The sequence below is a fragment of the Anaerolineae bacterium genome (assembly GCA_016931895.1).
In the GTDB taxonomy this organism is placed as follows: domain Bacteria; phylum Chloroflexota; class Anaerolineae; order 4572-78; family J111; genus JAFGNV01.
Genome location: JAFGDY010000249.1, coordinates 1 through 18,603 on the forward strand (window position 1 = coordinate 1; position 18,603 = coordinate 18,603).

Here is an 18,603-nt window from a genome sequence, read left to right on the forward strand (position 1 = left end):
CTCATTAGAGATCTCTTGCTTGTGGCCTTTAATTTAACATGAATCCTGTTTGTTGGAAATCCTTTCTCTCCGACAAACTGCTAGGGGGTTGTTTTGTTTCGATTACTATCTGTCATTGTTGGTTGGCTGCAAAACCTGTTCAGTATCACTCCCCCCGGCTCCCCTCCAGAAAATGAAGGGGATAGCCAACGCCCGCGCGTGCAAGTTGTCCGCCGCCTGGCCAAAAAAGCACAAACTTCTCTCCAGGAAGAGGTCCCCAGGTGGGGCCGGTTCACCACCTCCCTCCTCCAGGATCGCTGGCATTGGGCTTCTACCCACCTCTGGACCATCGCCGGCGCGGTAGTGCTGATTGGCCTGATCTTTGTGAGCGAGCGGGCCGCCATCCCCTGGTGGCTTAACGTTATTGAAAAGGTAAAAATTTGGTGGGTCCAGGTATGGCAAGCCTACCCGGTAAGCATTACCCTGGCCGGCATCGCGTTGCTTCTCTTTCTGTTTGGCCTGGATTGGCTGCGCCAGCTTGATAACTGGTTGCTGCGTTTGTGGCAATGGGCCAATGCCCACCGGCAAATTTCAACCACGCTCGCGGTTATTCTGCTGCTGCTCATTTTTTATATTCTCTCCAACACCAATACCTGGGCTTTCACTTCGGTTGAGGTTTGGTCAGAAGATGCCCTGGCCGTAACCGGCCAGGAAATTGTGGTCCAATTTCGGGGCAATCTCAGCGCCATTGGCACTTCCTCCTTTGAGGCGCTAACTCTCTCTACGCCCAATCTACCGGCAGCCGTCACCAACGCCAAAGGCACTCTGAATCGGCTCTCCCTGGCGGACTGTGGGCAGGTCATGCTTGGCCCAAAATCCTTTGCCCCACTGGGAGGGCGTTCCCCGGTGGCTCTGCCACGTCTGGACAGGGCTAAAGCCGATATTGGCACAGCCGGGCAAATCTCGCTGGGCACGACCCTGGGCACATTTGACCTGCCACTGACGGGATTGTTGCGCTTTATCTTTGGCTTTGCCATCCCCGATTACCGCGAACTTAGCGCGCAAATTGTCCCGGCCAGCCGCATTTCTGAAGCGGGGGGGGTGCGCATCATTGTCACCGACCTGGAAGGCAACCGCTGGATGGTAGAGGGCGCCCCCGAAAACCTGCCCCAATTGATAAACTTTCTGGCTTACCGCATTGCCCTTGATTGGCAGGCCGACCGCACCGGTCAGGCCTCCGATGTTGACAGCGCCAATCTGGCCCTGACCCTGGGCAACCAAGCCTATGCCGCCGGAAACTATACCGTGGCCCTGGCCTACTACCGCCTGGCCGAATGGTTTCGCCCCGACGTGGCCACCGTTGAGGTAATGTTGGGTTTAACCCAACTGCAATTAAGCCAAACTACCGCCTCGGCGGAAACAGCAAGTATGCTGCGCGATAAAGCTGTCCGCGCCTTTAACCAGGCCGCAGTTCTGGAACAAAACAATACCGACCTCTACCCCTACCTGGCCTGCCTGTACCAAGAACTTGGCGATGGCCAACAGGCCGCCGAAAAATTGGAAGCCTTCAACGATACCCTCCGCCCGGACAGCCCCGACGCCAAACAACAACGCATCACCGAATTGAGCAAAAAACAACTGCGGGGCCCAGGCCGCCTTCTTTCCACTTTCTATCGCCCTGCCGAAGCCGGTTTTGACCTCTACTATATTTCCGAGAACGCCGCCTGGTCTGTCCCGGCCTTGCCCAAAGTTCCCTCTGTAGACACCCTCAATGAACTCAAAAAACCTATGATCGCGGGCGAGGCGCCGCGCCAGGTTTTTGCCGTGGCCGGCGGGGCCTATTACCTGACCACCGACGGGCTGGTCAGTTTCTACCAACCCAACCGGCCCACCCTGGCCGTTATGGATGCCGAAAGCCTGCAACTCAAACGACTGCCCTCCGGTGAATTTCTTTTGGGAGCGTCGCCGGACGAAGCCGACCTCAATACCGGCGGCATTAGCCAGATTTTTGCCGATGGAGAACTGCTCTTTTTGGTTGATCGTTTTGGTCGAATTCTGCGTTTGCGCGTGGTTCAAACCGGCACCGGCGGTCTGGAGGTAAAAGTTGAGGCCATGGCCGAGGTGGAGGCTCGCCAGATTTTTCTGGATACCAACGCCCTTTACGTGCTCAAAGAAGATGGCACCATCTGGCGCATCTCCGACCCCCGCGCGGGCGACCTGCAAACCGCCCGCCAATTGGTCAGCGACACCGACAACCAGGAAATCACGGCCGCCAACGGCGTGGTTTACATGCGGCGCGATAACGGCAATATCTGGCGTTACCTTGATGGCGAGGGCAGTGAAGGCGACCTGCTGAAACGGATTGATCCGGGCATTAACACCAACCACATCTTTATTGCCGACCCGGGTTTATTTGTTCTCAAAAACGACGGCTCAATATGGCTGATCCGCAATCCCCAAAACCCCGGCAAAAACGATTTTGAACAACTCAATCTCCCGATGACTAACCGGATGGCCATGAACGTGACCGGCCCTAACCTGATTGCGCTGGAGCGCGAGGAAACCAAAGGCCCCGAACCGAAATTTTATCTCATCCCGGAAAGCTCAACCTCAGCCGCCAGCCAGGTGGTCCAAGCCCCCCTGCCGCCTTCACCCACCTCCATCCCCACCTCTACACCCACGCCCAGCCCGCCGCCCCCAACACCAACCACACCCCCAACGCCCACGGCCACGTCCAGGCCAACCGCCACTCCTACCCCAACCGCAATGCCCACTCTGGAAATCGAAGCCGAGATTGCGGCCGTGGTTACGCAAACTCGGACCATAGACAACGCGGCCGAAATCCTGGTAGCCACCGCCGCCAACCAGGCCAATTGGTTCTGGATAGACCGCACCGAAGTGACCAATCGCCAATATCAAGCCTGTGTTGAGGCTGAAGTTTGTACCATCAACGCCGATGGATACGCCGCTTTATTTTACCTGCCCGACCACCCCGTGGTGGGCGTAAATTGGTCCCAGGCGCAAGCCTACTGCGAATGGGTGGCTGGCAGTTTGCCAACCGTTTCCCAATGGCGGGCGGCTGCCTCGCCCAATGGCCGCATCTATCCCTGGGGCGATACCGGCCCCTCCTGCCAGGTGGCCGTTATCAACGACGCCTGCGACACCGCCGAACCCGGCACTCGCCCGGTGGGCAGCAAACCAAACGGAGCCGGTTCCCTGGGAGTTTTGGACTTGATAGGCAACGTGTGGGAATGGACCGCTACCCTGGGCAACAAAAACGACGCCCGGATACTTTTAGGCGGCTCCTGGAGCAACCCCGACGGTACCGCCCAAGGCGGGCTGGAGGCCTTCAACCCGGCCAACACCCTCTCACAAGGCGAAACGCATCGAGAAAATAACGTGGGCTTCCGCTGCGTGCGGCCCTATACCCCGGCCTCATCTAAATAAAACCCCTCCCCAAAAGGGTCTGTCCGACATTTTAGGAGGACCGGGGTGTGTGGGGGGCGTCCCCCCAATTCCCCCCTCGGTGCTTTCCAAAAATTTGGGCGCACCCTCCCCAAAAGTGTAAAATTGACAAAATCGGCCAGTTAGTCCATAATCCAACAAATCACTCACCGTCCGCGACTTGAAGTCGCACCTGGGGGCACTCTGCTGTGCGTCCACATTGGGGTAGGCGCAATCTCTCCCCGTCCGCAGCGAGGCGGACCATTTGACCGGGCAGGCAAAAGGGTGAGTGGCCGCCCGATCTTTCCCCATCCACATAAACCGGCATTTCTAACCCGATAACAATAGCGGACGGTTGCTCCATTCCGGCCCGCCGCTTCGATAAACGATTAGCTAAAAATCTACGGAGATGACTTTAACCCTGGAACGGCAAAGGGGATAGAGTTACTTGCGCCTACCAGAAAAACGTCCACAAAAATGTGCGGATAAAATTTTATGGCTATGGGAATAAAAAACGTCCAGAGAACAGCCGGCAAGACGATTCAAAATTAAAAACCAAATCATCAAGAAAGGAGTATCCAAAAATGAGAGAACATTCAGGAGAGCAACGAGGCAGAGTAGGGCTAGAAACCCACGGCATCACCAACGTAAACGACATCTATTGGAACTTACCCACCCCGGCCATATACGAGGAATCTATTCGCCGGCGTGAAGGAATGGCCGCCCACATGGGGCCGTTGGTGGTGCGCACCGGCCACCACACCGGACGTTCGCCCAACGACAAATTTACCGTGTACGAACCTTCCAGCGCCGACCATATCTGGTGGGGCAAGGTCAACCGCCCTTTTGACGCCGACCGTTTTGATGAGCTGCACCGGCGCATGGCCACCTATTTGCAACTCAAAGACGTATTTGTGCAAGATTGTTGGGCTGGTGCCGACTCCAAATACCGGCTGCCGATTCGCATTATCACCGAATACGCCTGGCACAGCCTCTTTTGCCGTAATATGTTCATCCAGGCCACCCAGGAAGAACTGGCTAATCACCGGCCGGAGTTTACGGTGATTGATTGCCCCCGTTTTCACGCCATCAGTGAAGTGGATTGCACCAACTCAGAAGCTTTTATCATTGTCAACTTTGCCAAAAAATTGGTGCTGATTGGCGGCACCAGTTATGGCGGCGAAATCAAAAAGTCAATCTTTACGGTGATGAATTATCTGCTGCCGTTCACGGGCGTGTTGCCCATGCATTGTTCGGCCAATTATGGCCCCGGCGGCGATACCGCCCTTTTTTTTGGCCTCAGCGGCACCGGCAAAACCACCCTTTCCGCCGACTCTTCGCGCACCCTGATTGGCGACGATGAACACGGCTGGAGCGATACCGGCATTTTTAATTTTGAAGGCGGCTGTTACGCCAAAATGATCCGGCTGTCGCCGGAAGCCGAGCCTGAAATCTATGCCACCACCCGCCGCTTTGGCACCATTTTGGAAAACGTGACCATAGATACGGTCACGCGCGATCTTGATCTCAATGACGATACCCTCACCGAAAACACCCGGGGGGCCTACCACATCTCCAGCATCCCTAACGCCACCCTTACCGGCCGGGGCGACCATCCCCAAAACATCATCTTTCTCACCGCCGATGCCTTTGGCGTGATGCCGCCCATTTCCAAACTCACGCCCGAACAAACCATGTACCATTTTCTATTGGGCTACACGGCCAAAGTAGCCGGCACCGAAAAAGGCATCACCGAACCCCAGGCCGCCTTTAGCACCTGTTTTGGTGCGCCCTTTATGGCCCAACACCCCAGCGTATACGCCAAAATGCTCGGCCAAAAGATTTCTAAGCATAAGGTTGATTGCTGGCTGGTCAATACCGGCTGGAGCGGCGGACCCTACGGCGTAGGCGAACGCATGAAAATTGCCTACACCCGGGCCATGATCAATGCCGCGCTCAATAGCCATCTGGGCGAAGTGGAATATGTGGTTGACCCGATCTTTGGAGTGCGCGTGCCCACCTCCTGCCCCAATGTTCCCGACAAAGTCCTTATTCCCCGAAACACCTGGAAAGACTGCGCCGCGTACGACGAGCAAGCCAGAAAACTGGCGGCTATGTTTGTGGAAAACTTCAAAGAATTTGAAGACCAGGTTTCAGACAAAGTCAAGGCCGCCGCGCCCAACATTGGCTAAAACCTCTGTAGTGCGGGATCATTATTGACGGCTCAAGGCTGTCTCAGGAATTGTTGACCGATGACCAATGCCCGCCCCTGGCCCGAACCAACTGAATACGACGACCCCGAACCGGAGATTTTTGATGAAACCCCGCCCCCCGACCATCGCTCCGGCTACGTGGCCGTGATTGGCCGGCCCAACGTGGGTAAGTCAACCCTGCTGAATCACTTTCTGGGTCAAAAAATCGCCATTGTTAGCCCCAAACCCCAAACCACGCGCAACCAGCTTTTGGGCATTTTGACCATTCCGTCCGCGTTCGACCCCCACCCGCTGGAAAATTGCCCGCCGGCTCAAGTGATTTTTATTGACACGCCCGGCATCCACCGGCCTCATCACAAATTTGGCGAATACCTCACCGAAACCGCCATCGCCGCCCTTCCCGACGCCGACGTGGTGGTTTGGCTGGTGGATGCCACCGAGCCACCCACGCCCGAAGACCAACTGGTGGCCGCCGCCCTCCGCCAAAACAAAACCGAGGCGCAAAAACAAAACCGGCCCGTTCCCCCCACCCTGCTGGCGCTGAACAAAATTGATTTGCTCTCCCTGGCCAATTTAGCCGATCTTGAAAAACCATTCTTGGCCCTATACCCCGCCGATGACTGGCTACCGCTCTCGGCCACCACCGGGAAAAACCGCAACGAACTGCTGCGGCGCATCATCCACCTGCTGCCGCCCGGCCCGCGCTATTACCCGGAAGAACAGGTAACCGACCAGCACATTCGCTTCATTGCCGGTGAACTCATCCGCGAGGCCGCGCTCAACGTTTTGCACCAAGAAGTGCCCCACGCCCTGGCCGTGCAGGTGACCGATTTTAAACCCCGCCACGAAAATTTAACCTATGTGGGAGCCAATCTTATCCTAGAGCGGGCCTCGCAAAAAAAGATCGTCATCGGCGAAAAAGGCCAAACGCTTAAAAAAATTGGACAGTTAGCCCGCCCGCAAATTGAGGATTTGGTGGAAAGCAAAGTGTACCTGGATTTATGGGTCAAAATCCGGCCCAAGTGGCGCAAAAAAGAAAACGAGTTGCGTTGGTTGGGCTATACCCGGTAAACACCTGTTCAGGTCATGTTATTCTGAGCGAAGAATCTCCATGAAATATATCAAAACCGGCGCAACGTTAGGCCATATGGAGATTCTTCGGCCTCTGTCTCAGAATGACATGACCAAGTGAATAGTTGCCCAAACTTTTCCGGCTCCCAATCTTTTTGACCGTAAGCTAAATTTAAGATATACTCGCCATAGCTTCAACAAGCAACAGGACTGATATGACCCTCAAAGAAAAAACCTCGCAGTTGTTCAAAAAACACTTTGGCCACGAGCCAAGCCATTTCTTCCGCGCGCCGGGGCGGGTCAACCTCATTGGCGAGCATACCGATTATAACGACGGTTTTGTGCTGCCCTGCGCCATTGACTATCACACCGTGGTGGCGGTGCAGCCGCGCAGCGACACCCAGGTGAATCTGGTGGCGGCTGACTTTGGCGAACAAACCAGCAGCTTTGACCTGGCCGCCGAAATCAGACGAGACGAAACGGCTCCCTGGAGCAACTACGTGCGCGGCGTGGCCTGGACGCTGGTCCAACGCGACCACAAACTGCGCGGGCTGAATATGGTCATTGCCGGAAACGTGCCCCTGGCCGCAGGCCTTAGCTCGTCGGCTTCGCTGGAAGTAGCCGCCGGCACCACCTTCAACCATCTCAGTGAACTTGGCCTGGACGGTAAAAGCATTGCCTTGGTAGGGCAATATGCCGAAAATAATTTTGTGGGGATGAAATGCGGCATTATGGACCAGTTCATCTCGGCGCTGGGGCAAAAAGACCACGCCCTGTTGATTGACTGCCGCAGCCTGGACTATCAAGCTGTGCCCATTCCGGCCGGAGTGGCCATTGTGATTGCTAACAGCAATTTTAGGCGCGAGGGCCTGGGTTTGCTGGATAGCGAATACAATACCCGCCGCCGGGAGTGCGAAACAGCGGCGGCCCATTTTGGCGTGCCCGCCCTGCGTGATGTATCGCCCGACGTGTTTGCCCTCCATGAAGATGAATTGAGCGCAACCGTCGCCAAACGCGCCCGCCACGTGATCACCGAAAACGCCCGCACCGAGGCCGCCGGGGAAGCCCTGACCAACGGCAACCTGGCCCGGTTGAGCCGCCTCATGGCCGCATCGCACGCCTCAATGCGCGATGATTTTGAAATCACCGTGCCGCCCATTGACGCCCTGGTAGAGATTGTGGCCGGGGCCATTGGCGAGGCCGGCGGGGTACGGATGACCGGCGGCGGTTTTGGCGGCTGTATTGTGGCCCTGGTGCCCCAAGAGTTGGTGCCGCAGGTTAAAACCGCCATTACCCAAAAATATCCGGCGGCCTCCGGCGGTCTGGAAGCAACCATCTATGTTTGCCAGGCTTCCGAGGGAGCCGGTCAATATTAGACATTCCCCCACCACCGGCCGACCAGATCAAACAGTCCCAACAACTCGGCTGCCGATACCGCCACCACACCAATCAGCAGCCAACGGACAAAACCGGCCCCGCGTCGCACGGCCAGCCACGCGCCCAGCCACGCGCCCAACATATTCCCCACTGCCAGGATCAGGCCCACCAGCCACGCCACCTGGCCATTGAGGATAAAAACAACCAGCGCAAATACCGTAAAACAGAGCACAATCAACACCTTCACCGCGTTTGCCCGCACCAGATTATAACCTGCGCCCAGCACCAGGCCCGCCAGCAGAAAAATACCCACCCCGGCCTGGATAAAACCGCCGTAAACGCCAATGGCAAAAAATATCAGCATCTGCTTCCAGCCGGGACGTTGCCGCTGCGTTTCCGGCTGACCCTCCAGCCAGCGCCGGGGCCGAATCCAGATGATCACCAGCATCACCACCATCAAGCCCCCAATTGTCTGGCGCATCACTGTTTCATTAAGGTTGACCGCAATCTGAGCGCCCGCAATGGAACCAAAAATAGCCGGCACAGCCAACAGCAGGCCGCCGCGCCAATCCAACACCTGTTCCCGGTGAAAACTGCTCACCCCCACCACGTTTTGCAGCAAAATAGCCACCCGATTGGTGCCGTTGGCCACAGTGGCCGGCAGCCCCAAAAAGATAAGCAGCGGCAACGTAACCAACGAGCCGCTGCCCGCCAACGTATTGATAAAACCGGCAATCACCCCGGCGCCAATTATGGCTAAATAAAGATACCAGGCCATGCTTCCTCCAATTTAGAAAAACGACCAATGACCAACGACCAACGCGACCAACGACCAACGACCAACAACCTGTTTCGTCCCTCAACTTTCATCGTTCGTCCTTCGTCCTTCGTCGTTCGTCCTTCGTCGTTCGTCCTTCGTCCTTCGTCGTTCGTCGGTTATAGACAGAGCCATTTTCCATGATTTTTACCAATGAGCAAATAGCGGGCCTCTCACAATTGTTTGAGGCTGTATTTGGCCCTTATTCCGTTTACCCAATACGCAATACGAAATATGCCTCAATCCTCTAACTTACCCCTAATCGGTTCTTGATAAACCCCATCTCCCATGCTATGATACATACGTCAGTCTCAAACAGCCTTATCTTTGTCCAGAGTTTCGCCTGTAAAAAAGCTTGCCTAACTCTCACTACCAACTAAAAAATCGTTCTACCCAAACAAACCATTCATAATTCATAATTCATAATTCATAATTCACAATTCACAATTTTCATCAATACGCCATGCGCCAAAAACTTCACCGACTAAAACCAAATCACCAGGCTCGCTTTTACTGGCCAACCCTTATTTTGATCTGGCTCTATCTGGCCGGCCTGAGCGGTTCGACTTTTCCTGCTGCCCCCGCTCAAGCCCATTCAACCGGACAGCCGGCCACGTTTGAACCCGCGCCCTGTATGTTCAAAGGGATAGACCTGGGCCTTTTCACCATTTCGCCGGAAAGGTTAGGATTTGAATGTGGTTACGTTACGGTTCCCGAACAACATGCTCATCCAGATGGCCCAACCATCCGCCTGCCCGTCGCCGTCCGCCGCGTCACCGGCGCTGCTCCCCAGCCCGACCCCTTATTCCTGGCCCAGGGCGGCCCGGGCGGCTCTGCCTTTGAGATATTTATTATGACTGTGCCCGGCACAGACATCGCCGCCGAACGGGATATTGTTATTTTTAACCAGCGCGGGACCGTGTACGCCCAACCGGAATTGGTCTGCACCGAACTGCGGGAGTCAATGGCCCACTTGCTGGCCCTGCCCTCGGCAGAAAGCGACAAATTGTGGCCGGAATTATTGAACGCCTGCTACCAACGTCTGCAAGCCGAGGGGATCAATCTATCGGCCTATAACAGCCTGGAAAACGCCGCCGACGTGGAAGCCATTCGCCAGGCCCTGGGTTACAATGAGTTCAACTTTTATGGCGTGTCTTACGGCACGCTGCTGGGTTTGCACCTGATGCGCCACCACCCGGAACACCTGCGCAGCGTAATTTTAGACAGCGTGGTCCCTCCTGACCTCAACTTTATCACCTCCACCGCCGCCAACGAGAACCGGCTCTACAACGAGCTGTTTCAGTTTTGCGCCGCCAATCCCTCGTGCGCGGCCAGCTACCCCTGCCTGGAAGAACGATTCCTGGCCCTGGTGGATCAACTGAACCAGGCCCCCACCACCCTCACCCTCACCCACCCCGATACGGGCGCGCCGGTGGCGGCTTATCTGGATGGCGACATCCTGCGCGAGGTGTTGTACCAGGCCCTTTATCTCTCCGATAACTACGCCATTTTTCCCAAAATTGTGGCCAACCTGGAAGCCGGGAATTACCTGTTCTTGGAGAAAATCCTGCCCCTGATCGCCTTTGACCGGACCTTCAGCGAAGGCATGTATTATTCGGTGATTTGCGCCGAGGATGCCGATTTTGACCCCCATACTGTCAACCTGGATGGGTTGCGCCCGCAAATTGCCACCACCGCCGCCGACGATTTACAATCTTACCTGGACTCGTGCGCCGTGTGGCCCGTTAACCTGCTGCCGCCCGCTGTGGATGAGCCGGTAGTCAGCAACATTCCCACCCTGCTTTTGTCCGGTCAATTTGACCCCATTACTCCGCCCCTATTTGCCAACACTGCCGCCCGTACCCTTAAGCATGGCTACAATCTGGTTGACCCGTTTTCCAGCCACGGCGTGGCCTTCAACCACAACTGTATCAATCAAATTGTGCAAGATTTCCTGGATACGCCAACGGCCAAACCCAACGCCGCCTGCCTGAACAGCCTCACCCCGGCCCCGGTAGTGCCGCCCTCGGCCATTACGCTGCCCCTGCTGGATAAAGTTGCCAGATTTGACGCCCCTTATCTTGTCCAAACAATTATCGCCGGCCTCTTTTTACTGGGTGTTTTATCGGCCTTTATCATCTGGCCTATTGGCTTTTTGGTCAACATTATCTTGGAGAAAAAACCGGCGTTAACGGCCAAACAAAAAAGACTGCGCCGGATCAGTCGTTTGCTGGCCCTGGTATTTGGGTTCACCGCCGCTATTTTTGCCGCCGGGCTGACCGGCTTTGTGGGCTACGTTCTATTTTTTGAGAACACCTATTTAGCCGTCTACACCCTGCCCGCGGCGGCCCGGCCCATTCTGTTTTTGCCCGTGATCTTGCTGCCGCTGGCCCTGGGTCTCATTGGGGTTACGGTTTTCATCTGGCGCGAAAGGGTGGGGCCTGTTTGGAGCAGATTGTACGATACGTTTCTGGCGATCTGCGCCGGCGGATATATTTTGATCTTGGCTATTCAGGGTTTGTTATTAATATGACCACTAAACCGACCATCTATTTAGACCATGCCGCCTCAACTCCTGTTGACCCGCAGGTCATCGAGGCGATGCTGCCTTATTTTAACCAAATTTACGGCAATGCTTCCGGCCTGCACCAACAGGCCCGGGCCAGCGCCCGCGCCCTTGACGACGCCCGGCGCCGGGTGGCCGACATTTTGGGCTGCTCGCCCCCAGAAATTGTTTTTACAGCCTGCGGCACCGAAAGCGACAACCTGGCTATCCGCGGCGTAGCCTGGGCCAAAAAACTGGCCGGCCAGGGCCAGCACCTCATTACCACGCCCATTGAGCACCACGCCGTGGGCCACACCATCAACCAGTTATGCCAAAAATTTGGTTTTGAGCAAACCATGGTGCCGGTTGACCCAAACGGCCTGGTCAACCCGGCCGACGTGGCCGCAGCCATCCGGCCCGACACCGTCCTCATCAGCGTTATTTACGCCAATAACGAAATGGGCGCCGTCCAGCCGCTGGCCGAAATTGGCGCGCTGGCGCAGGAGCGCGGCATTCCGTTTCATACAGATGCGGTTCAGGCCGCGGGTTATGAATCGTTGGCCGTAGACGCGCTCAAAGTGGACCTGCTGGCAATTTCGGGGCACAAAATCTACGCGCCCAAGGGAGTGGGCCTGCTTTACGTACGGCAACATACGCCGCTGCTGCCGCCCTTCACCGGCGGCAGTCACGAAAACAACCGGCGGCCCGGCACCGAAAATGTGCCTTACATTGTTGGCCTGGCCAAAGCCATGGAGTTGGTCCAGAGCAATCGGGTTGCAGAGAACAAGCGCCTGATCACGCTGCGCGACCAATTGATTGAGGGCGTTTTGCGCACCATCCCCCACAGCCGGTTAACGGGCCATCCTACTCAACGGCTGCCCAACAACGCCAGTTTTGTTTTTGCCAACTGCGCCGCCGACGCCATCTTGATGCACCTGGACATGGCCGGAATTCAGGCCGCCAGCGGCAGCGCCTGCACCACGGGCATGCCCGAACCCAGTCACGTGCTCACGGCCATGGGCCTGCCGCACGAATTAGCCCTGGGCGCCCTCCGCCTGACCTTGGGCAAACAAACTACCGCCGCAGACATTAAAACCGTGCTAAATCTATTACCGAATATCATTGAAAAAGTAAGACAACTGGCAAGGTAGCAAGGATGCAAAGTAGTCTGCTACCCTGCTACCCTGCTCCTCTGATTCAAAAATGACTACAAACAGTAATAACCTTTCTCCAAAAACCGTTGTGGTAGCTATGAGCGGCGGCGTAGACAGTTCGGTGGCGGCGGCCCTGCTGGTTGAGCAGGGCTACACCGTGGTGGGGCTGATGCTGCGCCTGTGGGCTGAGCCAGGCGACGCGGCCAATCGCTGCTGCACGCCCGGGGCTGTGGCCGATGCTCGCCGGGTGGCCGACATCCTGAATATTCCCTTTTACGTGCGTGATTACAAAGATATTTTTAAAAAAACGGTGGTGGATTTTTTTATTGATGGCTACACGCAAGGAATTACCCCTAATCCCTGCATCGTGTGCAATAGAGACATTCGGTTCAACCATCTGCTTAATGAGGCGCTCGGCCTGGGCGGCGATTATTTGGCCACCGGCCACTACGCCCGCGTGCGGCAAACTCAAAATGGCGCGTACCAACTGCTCAAAGGCCTTAACCCCGGCAAAGACCAAAGTTATGTGCTCTACACCATGACCCAGGAACGTTTGGCCCGCATCTTGCTGCCGCTGGGCCATTATACCAAAGATGAGATCAGGCAAATTGCGGAAGCCAAAAAACTGCCCGTTTTCAACCGGCCCGATAGCCAGGATTTGTGTTTTTTGGGAAATGGGGATTACCGCTCGTTCTTGCAGCGCCATGCCCCGGAGACGGCGCAGCCCGGCCCTATTCTCAACACTGCCGGCCGGCAGTTAGGCCGGCACCGGGGTTTGGCTTTTTACACTATTGGCCAGCGCAAGGGCCTGGGGCTTAGCGCGCCCCAACCGATGTACGTTTTAAGGATAGATACCGCCGCCAACAGCCTGATTGTGGGCACGGCAGACGAATTGGGCCGGCAGGAATTGACGGCGCAGCAAGTGACTTACATTCAGGGGCAACCGCCTGCCTCGCCGGCCCAAATCACGGCCAAAATTCGCTACAAAGCGCCGGAAGTTGAGGCCACCTTGACCCCCCTCCCCGACGCGCGCGCCCACCTGACCTTTACCGCCTCCCTGCGTGATATTACCCCGGGCCAGGCTGTCGTCTTTTTTCAGGGCGAACAAGTGTTGGGGGGAGGAATTATTTCATAATGCCGCCTTATTTTCTACTTTCAGCCCTGATTGGGGCTATTTACGGCACGCTCTTTCATCTCTGGCGGGGAAAAACCGCGCTGGATTTACCCGTTTATCTTCTGACCGGCGTCATCGGTTTTGGCCTGGGCCAGATATTGGGGGATGTGCTGGGCGTGGATTTACTTTTGCTTGGCCCCATTCATGTTGTCGAAGCCACCCTGGTTGGCTGGGGCTGTCTATTTTTAATATATTGGCTTAAAATTAAATGATTTATTTCTTAAAAAACAAGGTTTCATGGTACAATAGAATCAAACTCTTTAACGAAAAGAGACAGCGTCCATGCCCCAAGAAATAAATCAAAATAATCAGGCCGATCTTACCGACAAATATCCTGAACTCTCGCCGGAGCCAACGGATAAACGCCCGCTTATTTACGGAATCATTGCCGCCGTAATTGTTATTCTCCTCTTCGGCGGCATTGGGGTGGGCCTTTTCTTTTGGGAACACACCCCCCTCTTACGCGATATTTTCATTATCTATTTGGGCCTCGGCGTTTTTGTTATTATCCTCCTGCTGATTGCCCTGATTGTGATTATTGCTTATCTGGTGATCAAAGTGAATGACCTGGTGCAACTGCTTGACCGGGAAATCAAACCAATGCTGACGAAATTACAAGAAACCACGGGCACCATCCGCGGCACCGCCACTTTTTTGAGCGACCGCGCGGTCCAACCCGTCATCACCACCGTCAGTACGGTTTCGGCGATAAAGGCTATCTTCCGTTCTTTATTCCGACGCTAAGATTTGTAGCGCCAAACGTTTAACATTTCATAATCCAATAAATTTAGAAAGGAGCAATAAGTATGTCAGACCGAAGTGGTGGTGCAGAATTTTTTGCCGGTTTAGTGATTGGCGGCCTGGTGGGGGCAACCCTGGCCTTGCTGCTGGCCCCTCAATCCGGCGAGGAGACTCGCGCCCAGATTAGAGACAAAAGCCTTGAACTCAAAGGCCGGGCTGAAGAAGGCTACATGCAAGCAAGGCAAACCATTGAAGGCCAACTGGCCGGACTGCAAGAGCAAATGGGCGCACTTCAACAACAAATGTCTAACTTGCAAAGCAAAGTCAAAATCCCCCGAGGTAAAGGCGAGGCTGAAAGCGCCGCCTGACGCATCCTGTTCTGAACCCAAAAAGGCGAGGAAACCCTCCTCGCCTTTTTGCTTGGCGCAAAGCGGGATATATCGCTGAGCCGGTTTTTGAGTTCAAGGCTCCAAACCGGCGCCCTGGCCAAGATAGGCCAGATTGGCCTTGGCCAGCACATACAGTTCAACTTTATCCTGGGCCAGGGCCAACGCGGCGGCCTGAGATAACGAGTCGTGCGCGGGCGGATACAAACCCAGATCGGCATAAATCTGTCCGGCCAATAACCAGGCCTCGGCAGATTCCGGGTTGATGGCCCGGGCCTGTTGCGTCAGGGTCAGGGCGCTTTCCGGGTGATTGAGTTGCCGCAAATATTGTCCCCGCAGCACCAACGTTTGCTCCGGCTCAACCGCCAGGGCGGTGGCCTGCTCAAATAAGGGGTCTGCTTCAGCCGCGCGGTCAAGCTGGGCCAGCAAAACGCCCTTAAAAGTTAACAACTCAGAATCATTGGGGGCTACGCTCAACGCCTGTTCAACTTCAAACAGAGCGCCGGCGTAATCCTGGTTTTCCGTGGCCAGGGTCAGGGCGTCGTTGTAATGCCGCATGCGGAACGCCACCGCCGGATCAGGCTTGAGCACGGTGTTGAATAAAAGCACCAGGCCCAACCCCACCGCCACCAGCAGAGCGCCCCACCTGGCGACCCGCCGCCATCGTAACGCCCGTTGGCGGGCCACGTGCCGGTCAAAGAACCACCAGGGCTGCTCGGTCGGCAAGGTTTCCGCCGGCCGAACCAATTTCAAGTTCTCAGGCCCGCCTAAAATTTTGAGCAGCGGCGCGGCTTTGGCCAGCACATGTTTTTGCAGGATTTTAAACCTTAAAATCTCTCCTCCTTCGCCGTTTTCTTTTAACGTTTCATACAAGCGCCAGGCGGCGTCCAGCTGGGCCAGGTAGGCCAACACCACCGCCCGGTCTTGGCGGGTCAAAAAATAGAGCTGGTCTTCCAATGTTTTCAGGTGGTTCCGCAGCCGTTCCACAAGGGTGTCCGGCTCTGTGAACAAAGGCTTGAGTTTGGCATCGTCCATAGTCTTAAACCCGTTCCTCATATTGGCGCAATAAATCAACAATTTCCCGGTAGTCTTTTTCCTCTGCCCGCTGCAAAGGCGTTTGGCCGGTTTCATCCTTGATGTTTGGCTTAGCCCCGTTTTTCAGGAGTAGCTCCACCGCTTCCAGATGGCCTTTCTGCGCGGCCCAGTGCAGCAAAGTTTGCCCATTTTTATCCCGGGTGTTAACGTCAAAGCCGTCGGTTAACAACACTTCCAGGGTGGCAAATTGACTCTCTGAAGCCACCAGTTCCATATCCCGGGCCGGCTGGAACAGTTGGGCAAACAATTGCTTGTTTGCCGGCCGGGCCTCCCAAGCCCCACCAAACCGGTCCAGCAGGCGGGCCACCTCTTGATGATCCTGTTCCAGGGCATACTGCCGGGGCGTTTGGCCAAGCTTATCTGTGGCAGTTGGGTCTGCGCCATTTTTCAGGAGTAATTTTACGGCCTCCAAATGGCCTCGTTGGGCGGCCCAGTGCAGCAGAGTCCGTCCATCCCGGCCCCGGGCATTAACCTCAACCCCTTCAAACAAAAGCGTTTCCAGCGTGGCCAATTGGCTTTCCAGCGCCGCCGTCTCCAGGGCCGTAGCAATCTGCACCGACCGGGCAAACTGGTTGTCGTTGGAGGGGCGAGCTGTTTGCAGTTCATCGCGGACCAACTCAACCATTGTGTGGCGCAGGGTATCGCGGGCGCGTTGAAGCCTTTTTCTGACCACCGGCACGGATACTTCTAAAAATTCGGCCACTTCCTTTTGAGAATAGCCGCTGATGTAAAACAAGACCATTGTTATCCGTTGGCGCTCCGGCAAAGCATTGAGCGCGGCCTGCACCTGGTTTTGCAGTTCTTGCTGCTCAAACGTGGCCGGGGGTTCCGGCTGCGCCGAAGTTAAGTCGGCAGTTGGATCAAGGGACTGAACCGGCATCTGCCGGCCGCGGGTCAGACGGTGGCATTGGCTTAGCACAATGCGCCGCAGCCAACCGGGAAATGCTTTTGGTTCTAAAAGCTGCCCCAGGTTTTGATAAGCCGCGATAAAGGCTTCCTGGGCCGCATCCTGGGCTAAATAGGCGTCTTCCAACACCACGTAAGCGCAGCCATAGGCCATATCCTGAAAACGCCCGACCAACTGGCCAAAGGCTTCGTGTTTTTGGGTTAAACCGGCCTCAGGGGATTGGATCAACCCAACTAACGATTCAATTTCCTGCATCGTACTCTCCGTTTGGGCTATATCATAACTCTCTGTTTATAAGAGCCAAATTTGGAGAAAAAGGTGACCTTGAAAGACGACGAACGACCAATGACCAACGACCAACGCGACCAGGGATCAACGGCCAGGTAACGGTTCACCCATGTCATTTCAATCGATAGACAAAGGAACTTTTAGGCAAAGAAACTTTGCACGAAATCCCCAAGAGGTTATTTTTTACATAAAATCTTTGGCCAGAACAATCAAACGCTTCTTTACTTGTCACGCCATAGGGATTTTTCGGCCTATGGCCCATTTACTGCGCCCAGGGCAGGCGCTCGAAACGACGCAGGTGAGCAGTTACATGACCGGTAACCAGTCTCGTCGTTCGTCGTTCTTCGTTGGTCGTTCTTCGTTGGCCGTTCGTCGCCCTCCGTCTTTATGAACTCACTTTCCGCGCCCGCAGGCCCAAAAAAAGCGGGATTTCCTGGTTAGCCAGATTTTTAGCCGGGGCATGCGTTTCGGCGGCATGGACTTTGTAGGTGGGAATTTCTTTCATTTGCTCTAACAACAAGCCGCACGCGGCCAGGCCGTTGATGTATTCGCTCAAAGGGCGGTGGAAACTGAGGGTCACGCCTGCCTGTTTGCCCGGATAAGCATGCATGGGGACCCGTAAGGGCGTCAAATAACGATCAACCCGGCGATACTGCAACCGGCGTTGTTTATCCCAACCCCAACCGCTCTGCCGGGGCACACGAAAACAGGGATGGGTGAGCAGCAGCACCATACAGCCGCCGGGTTTTAAGGCCCAACTGGCCGACTTTAAAACCGAGGGCAGCGATTCCATATCCTGCAAACTGAGCATAAACACCACCGCGTCAAACTCTGCGGGCCGGAGTTGACGCAGGGTGGGTAACCGGCGCGCATCGCCCAAAATAAAACGCCCCTGCTGGCCATGATACCGGCGCGCCAGCCGCAGTAATTTTTTGCTGACATCCACGCCGGTATATTTGGCCCCGGCTTTGGCAATATGCGGGGCCAGCACACCGTGGCCCGCGCCTACTTCTAAAATTTTAATCCCCGGTCGCAAGTCCAGCAATTCCAGCACAATTGGAATGGCCAGTTTGCGGTGGTGTTGGCTGCCGTCTTTGCCCACCCAGCCGGCATACCAATCGGCTACCGGGTCCCAATTGGTGCGGGGTGGCGATTTGTTGAACTGTTTGCGATGATTTTTAGGCATGGGTCAACTCCTGTTTTTTAGATTGAATCAAAAAGGCCACGGTTCCTTTTAACCGTGGCCGGAGATAAAAAAACCACCCGAGGGCGGGTGGTTTTTGGCGAACTGTGAGCCTGCCGCTCTCCCGGACAAAAGGAATCCAAATCAAACCTTAGTCCTGAAGAAACGAGCAGATTTTTACAGCTTTAATTTTTATTCAAAAGCAGCTCTTTACCGAGGAATCCGTCAA

At 55.5% G+C, this 18,603-nt stretch carries 14 protein-coding genes; 10 read left to right on the forward strand and 4 right to left on the reverse strand.

Translation table 11 applies throughout. From position 1 onward, the window contains the following. Positions 1–93 precede the first annotated feature (93 nt). The 4 genes from JW953_19210 (at position 94) to galK (ending at position 8,083) form a co-directional block, all read left to right on the forward strand. The gene (locus tag JW953_19210; protein ID MBN1994835.1) at positions 94–3,426 is read left to right on the forward strand and encodes an SUMF1/EgtB/PvdO family nonheme iron enzyme; all 3,333 of its coding nucleotides are present in this window, start codon (positions 94–96) and stop codon (positions 3,424–3,426) included. Positions 3,427–4,007: 581 nt separating this feature from the next. Beyond that, on the forward strand, positions 4,008–5,615 hold the full coding sequence (locus tag JW953_19215; GenBank protein MBN1994836.1) for a phosphoenolpyruvate carboxykinase: 1,608 nt from the start codon (positions 4,008–4,010) through the stop codon (positions 5,613–5,615). Positions 5,616–5,675: 60 nt separating this feature from the next. Next, the gene (era, locus tag JW953_19220) at positions 5,676–6,707 is read left to right on the forward strand and encodes a GTPase Era (protein MBN1994837.1); all 1,032 of its coding nucleotides are present in this window, start codon (positions 5,676–5,678) and stop codon (positions 6,705–6,707) included. 215 nt (positions 6,708–6,922) lie between these two features. Beyond that, positions 6,923–8,083 (forward strand): galactokinase, encoded by a 1,161-nt coding sequence (gene galK / locus JW953_19225; GenBank protein ID MBN1994838.1) that lies wholly within the window; start codon positions 6,923–6,925, stop codon positions 8,081–8,083. On the opposite strand, the gene JW953_19230 is transcribed toward galK, so the two are convergent. Then, positions 8,080–8,862, reverse strand: a complete 783-nt coding sequence (locus JW953_19230) for a sulfite exporter TauE/SafE family protein (GenBank protein MBN1994839.1) — start codon at positions 8,860–8,862, stop codon at positions 8,080–8,082. The two genes, galK and JW953_19230, sit on opposite strands and share 4 nt — an antisense overlap. Positions 8,863–9,364: 502 nt before the next feature. Between JW953_19230 and JW953_19235 the strand changes: the two genes are divergently transcribed. The 6 genes from JW953_19235 to JW953_19260 all read left to right on the forward strand — a co-directional run bounded on the left by JW953_19235 (position 9,365) and on the right by JW953_19260 (position 14,883). Beyond that, a complete protein-coding gene (locus tag JW953_19235; GenBank protein MBN1994840.1) occupies positions 9,365–11,434 on the forward strand; it encodes an alpha/beta fold hydrolase in 2,070 nt (689 codons plus the stop codon). After that, positions 11,431–12,597 (forward strand): cysteine desulfurase, encoded by a 1,167-nt coding sequence (locus JW953_19240; GenBank protein ID MBN1994841.1) that lies wholly within the window; start codon positions 11,431–11,433, stop codon positions 12,595–12,597. The genes JW953_19235 and JW953_19240 overlap by 4 nt, the downstream gene beginning before the upstream one ends. A 52-nt stretch (positions 12,598–12,649) precedes the next feature. Continuing rightward, positions 12,650–13,735, forward strand: coding sequence for a tRNA 2-thiouridine(34) synthase MnmA (mnmA, locus tag JW953_19245; protein ID MBN1994842.1), 1,086 nt, complete (start codon positions 12,650–12,652; stop codon positions 13,733–13,735). Then, entirely contained in the window at positions 13,735–13,986 is a 252-nt protein-coding gene (locus tag JW953_19250) for a hypothetical protein (GenBank protein ID MBN1994843.1), read from the forward strand. Before mnmA ends, JW953_19250 begins: the two co-directional genes overlap by 1 nt. A 70-nt stretch (positions 13,987–14,056) precedes the next feature. Further along, positions 14,057–14,518 carry a hypothetical protein gene (locus JW953_19255; GenBank protein ID MBN1994844.1) on the forward strand — a complete coding sequence of 154 codons (462 nt, stop codon included), beginning with the start codon at positions 14,057–14,059 and terminating at the stop codon, positions 14,516–14,518. Between the two features lie 62 nt (positions 14,519–14,580). Next, entirely contained in the window at positions 14,581–14,883 is a 303-nt protein-coding gene (locus JW953_19260) for a YtxH domain-containing protein (GenBank protein MBN1994845.1), read from the forward strand. A 93-nt stretch (positions 14,884–14,976) separates the two neighbouring features. Here the strand turns inward: JW953_19260 and JW953_19265 are convergent, their stop codons facing one another. From JW953_19265 to JW953_19275, 3 genes are all read right to left on the reverse strand, one after another. Further along, the gene (locus JW953_19265) at positions 14,977–15,936 is read right to left on the reverse strand and encodes a hypothetical protein (protein MBN1994846.1); all 960 of its coding nucleotides are present in this window, start codon (positions 15,934–15,936) and stop codon (positions 14,977–14,979) included. 4 nt (positions 15,937–15,940) lie between these two features. Then, positions 15,941–17,158, reverse strand: a complete 1,218-nt coding sequence (locus JW953_19270) for a sigma-70 family RNA polymerase sigma factor (protein MBN1994847.1) — start codon at positions 17,156–17,158, stop codon at positions 15,941–15,943. 418 nt (positions 17,159–17,576) lie between these two features. Next, positions 17,577–18,377: a class I SAM-dependent methyltransferase gene (locus JW953_19275; protein ID MBN1994848.1), complete on the reverse strand. Its 801-nt coding sequence runs from the start codon at positions 18,375–18,377 to the stop codon at positions 17,577–17,579. Between the last annotated feature and the right edge of the window lie 226 nt (positions 18,378–18,603).

Bases quoted from the DNA above. Each gene is read 5' to 3' on its own strand.
- JW953_19215 (MBN1994836.1), top strand. From the start codon at position 4,008: ATGAGAGAACATTCAGGAGAGCAACGAGGCAGAGTAGGGCTAGAAACC.
- era (MBN1994837.1), top strand. From the start codon at position 5,676: ATGACCAATGCCCGCCCCTGGCCCGAACCAACTGAATACGACGACCCC.
- galK (MBN1994838.1), top strand. From the start codon at position 6,923: ATGACCCTCAAAGAAAAAACCTCGCAGTTGTTCAAAAAACACTTTGGC.
- JW953_19230 (MBN1994839.1), bottom strand. From the start codon at position 8,862: ATGGCCTGGTATCTTTATTTAGCCATAATTGGCGCCGGGGTGATTGCC.
- JW953_19235 (MBN1994840.1), top strand. From the start codon at position 9,365: ATGCGCCAAAAACTTCACCGACTAAAACCAAATCACCAGGCTCGCTTT.
- JW953_19240 (MBN1994841.1), top strand. From the start codon at position 11,431: ATGACCACTAAACCGACCATCTATTTAGACCATGCCGCCTCAACTCCT.
- mnmA (MBN1994842.1), top strand. From the start codon at position 12,650: ATGACTACAAACAGTAATAACCTTTCTCCAAAAACCGTTGTGGTAGCT.
- JW953_19250 (MBN1994843.1), top strand. From the start codon at position 13,735: ATGCCGCCTTATTTTCTACTTTCAGCCCTGATTGGGGCTATTTACGGC.
- JW953_19255 (MBN1994844.1), top strand. From the start codon at position 14,057: ATGCCCCAAGAAATAAATCAAAATAATCAGGCCGATCTTACCGACAAA.
- JW953_19260 (MBN1994845.1), top strand. From the start codon at position 14,581: ATGTCAGACCGAAGTGGTGGTGCAGAATTTTTTGCCGGTTTAGTGATT.
- JW953_19265 (MBN1994846.1), bottom strand. From the start codon at position 15,936: ATGGACGATGCCAAACTCAAGCCTTTGTTCACAGAGCCGGACACCCTT.
- JW953_19270 (MBN1994847.1), bottom strand. From the start codon at position 17,158: ATGCAGGAAATTGAATCGTTAGTTGGGTTGATCCAATCCCCTGAGGCC.
- JW953_19275 (MBN1994848.1), bottom strand. From the start codon at position 18,377: ATGCCTAAAAATCATCGCAAACAGTTCAACAAATCGCCACCCCGCACC.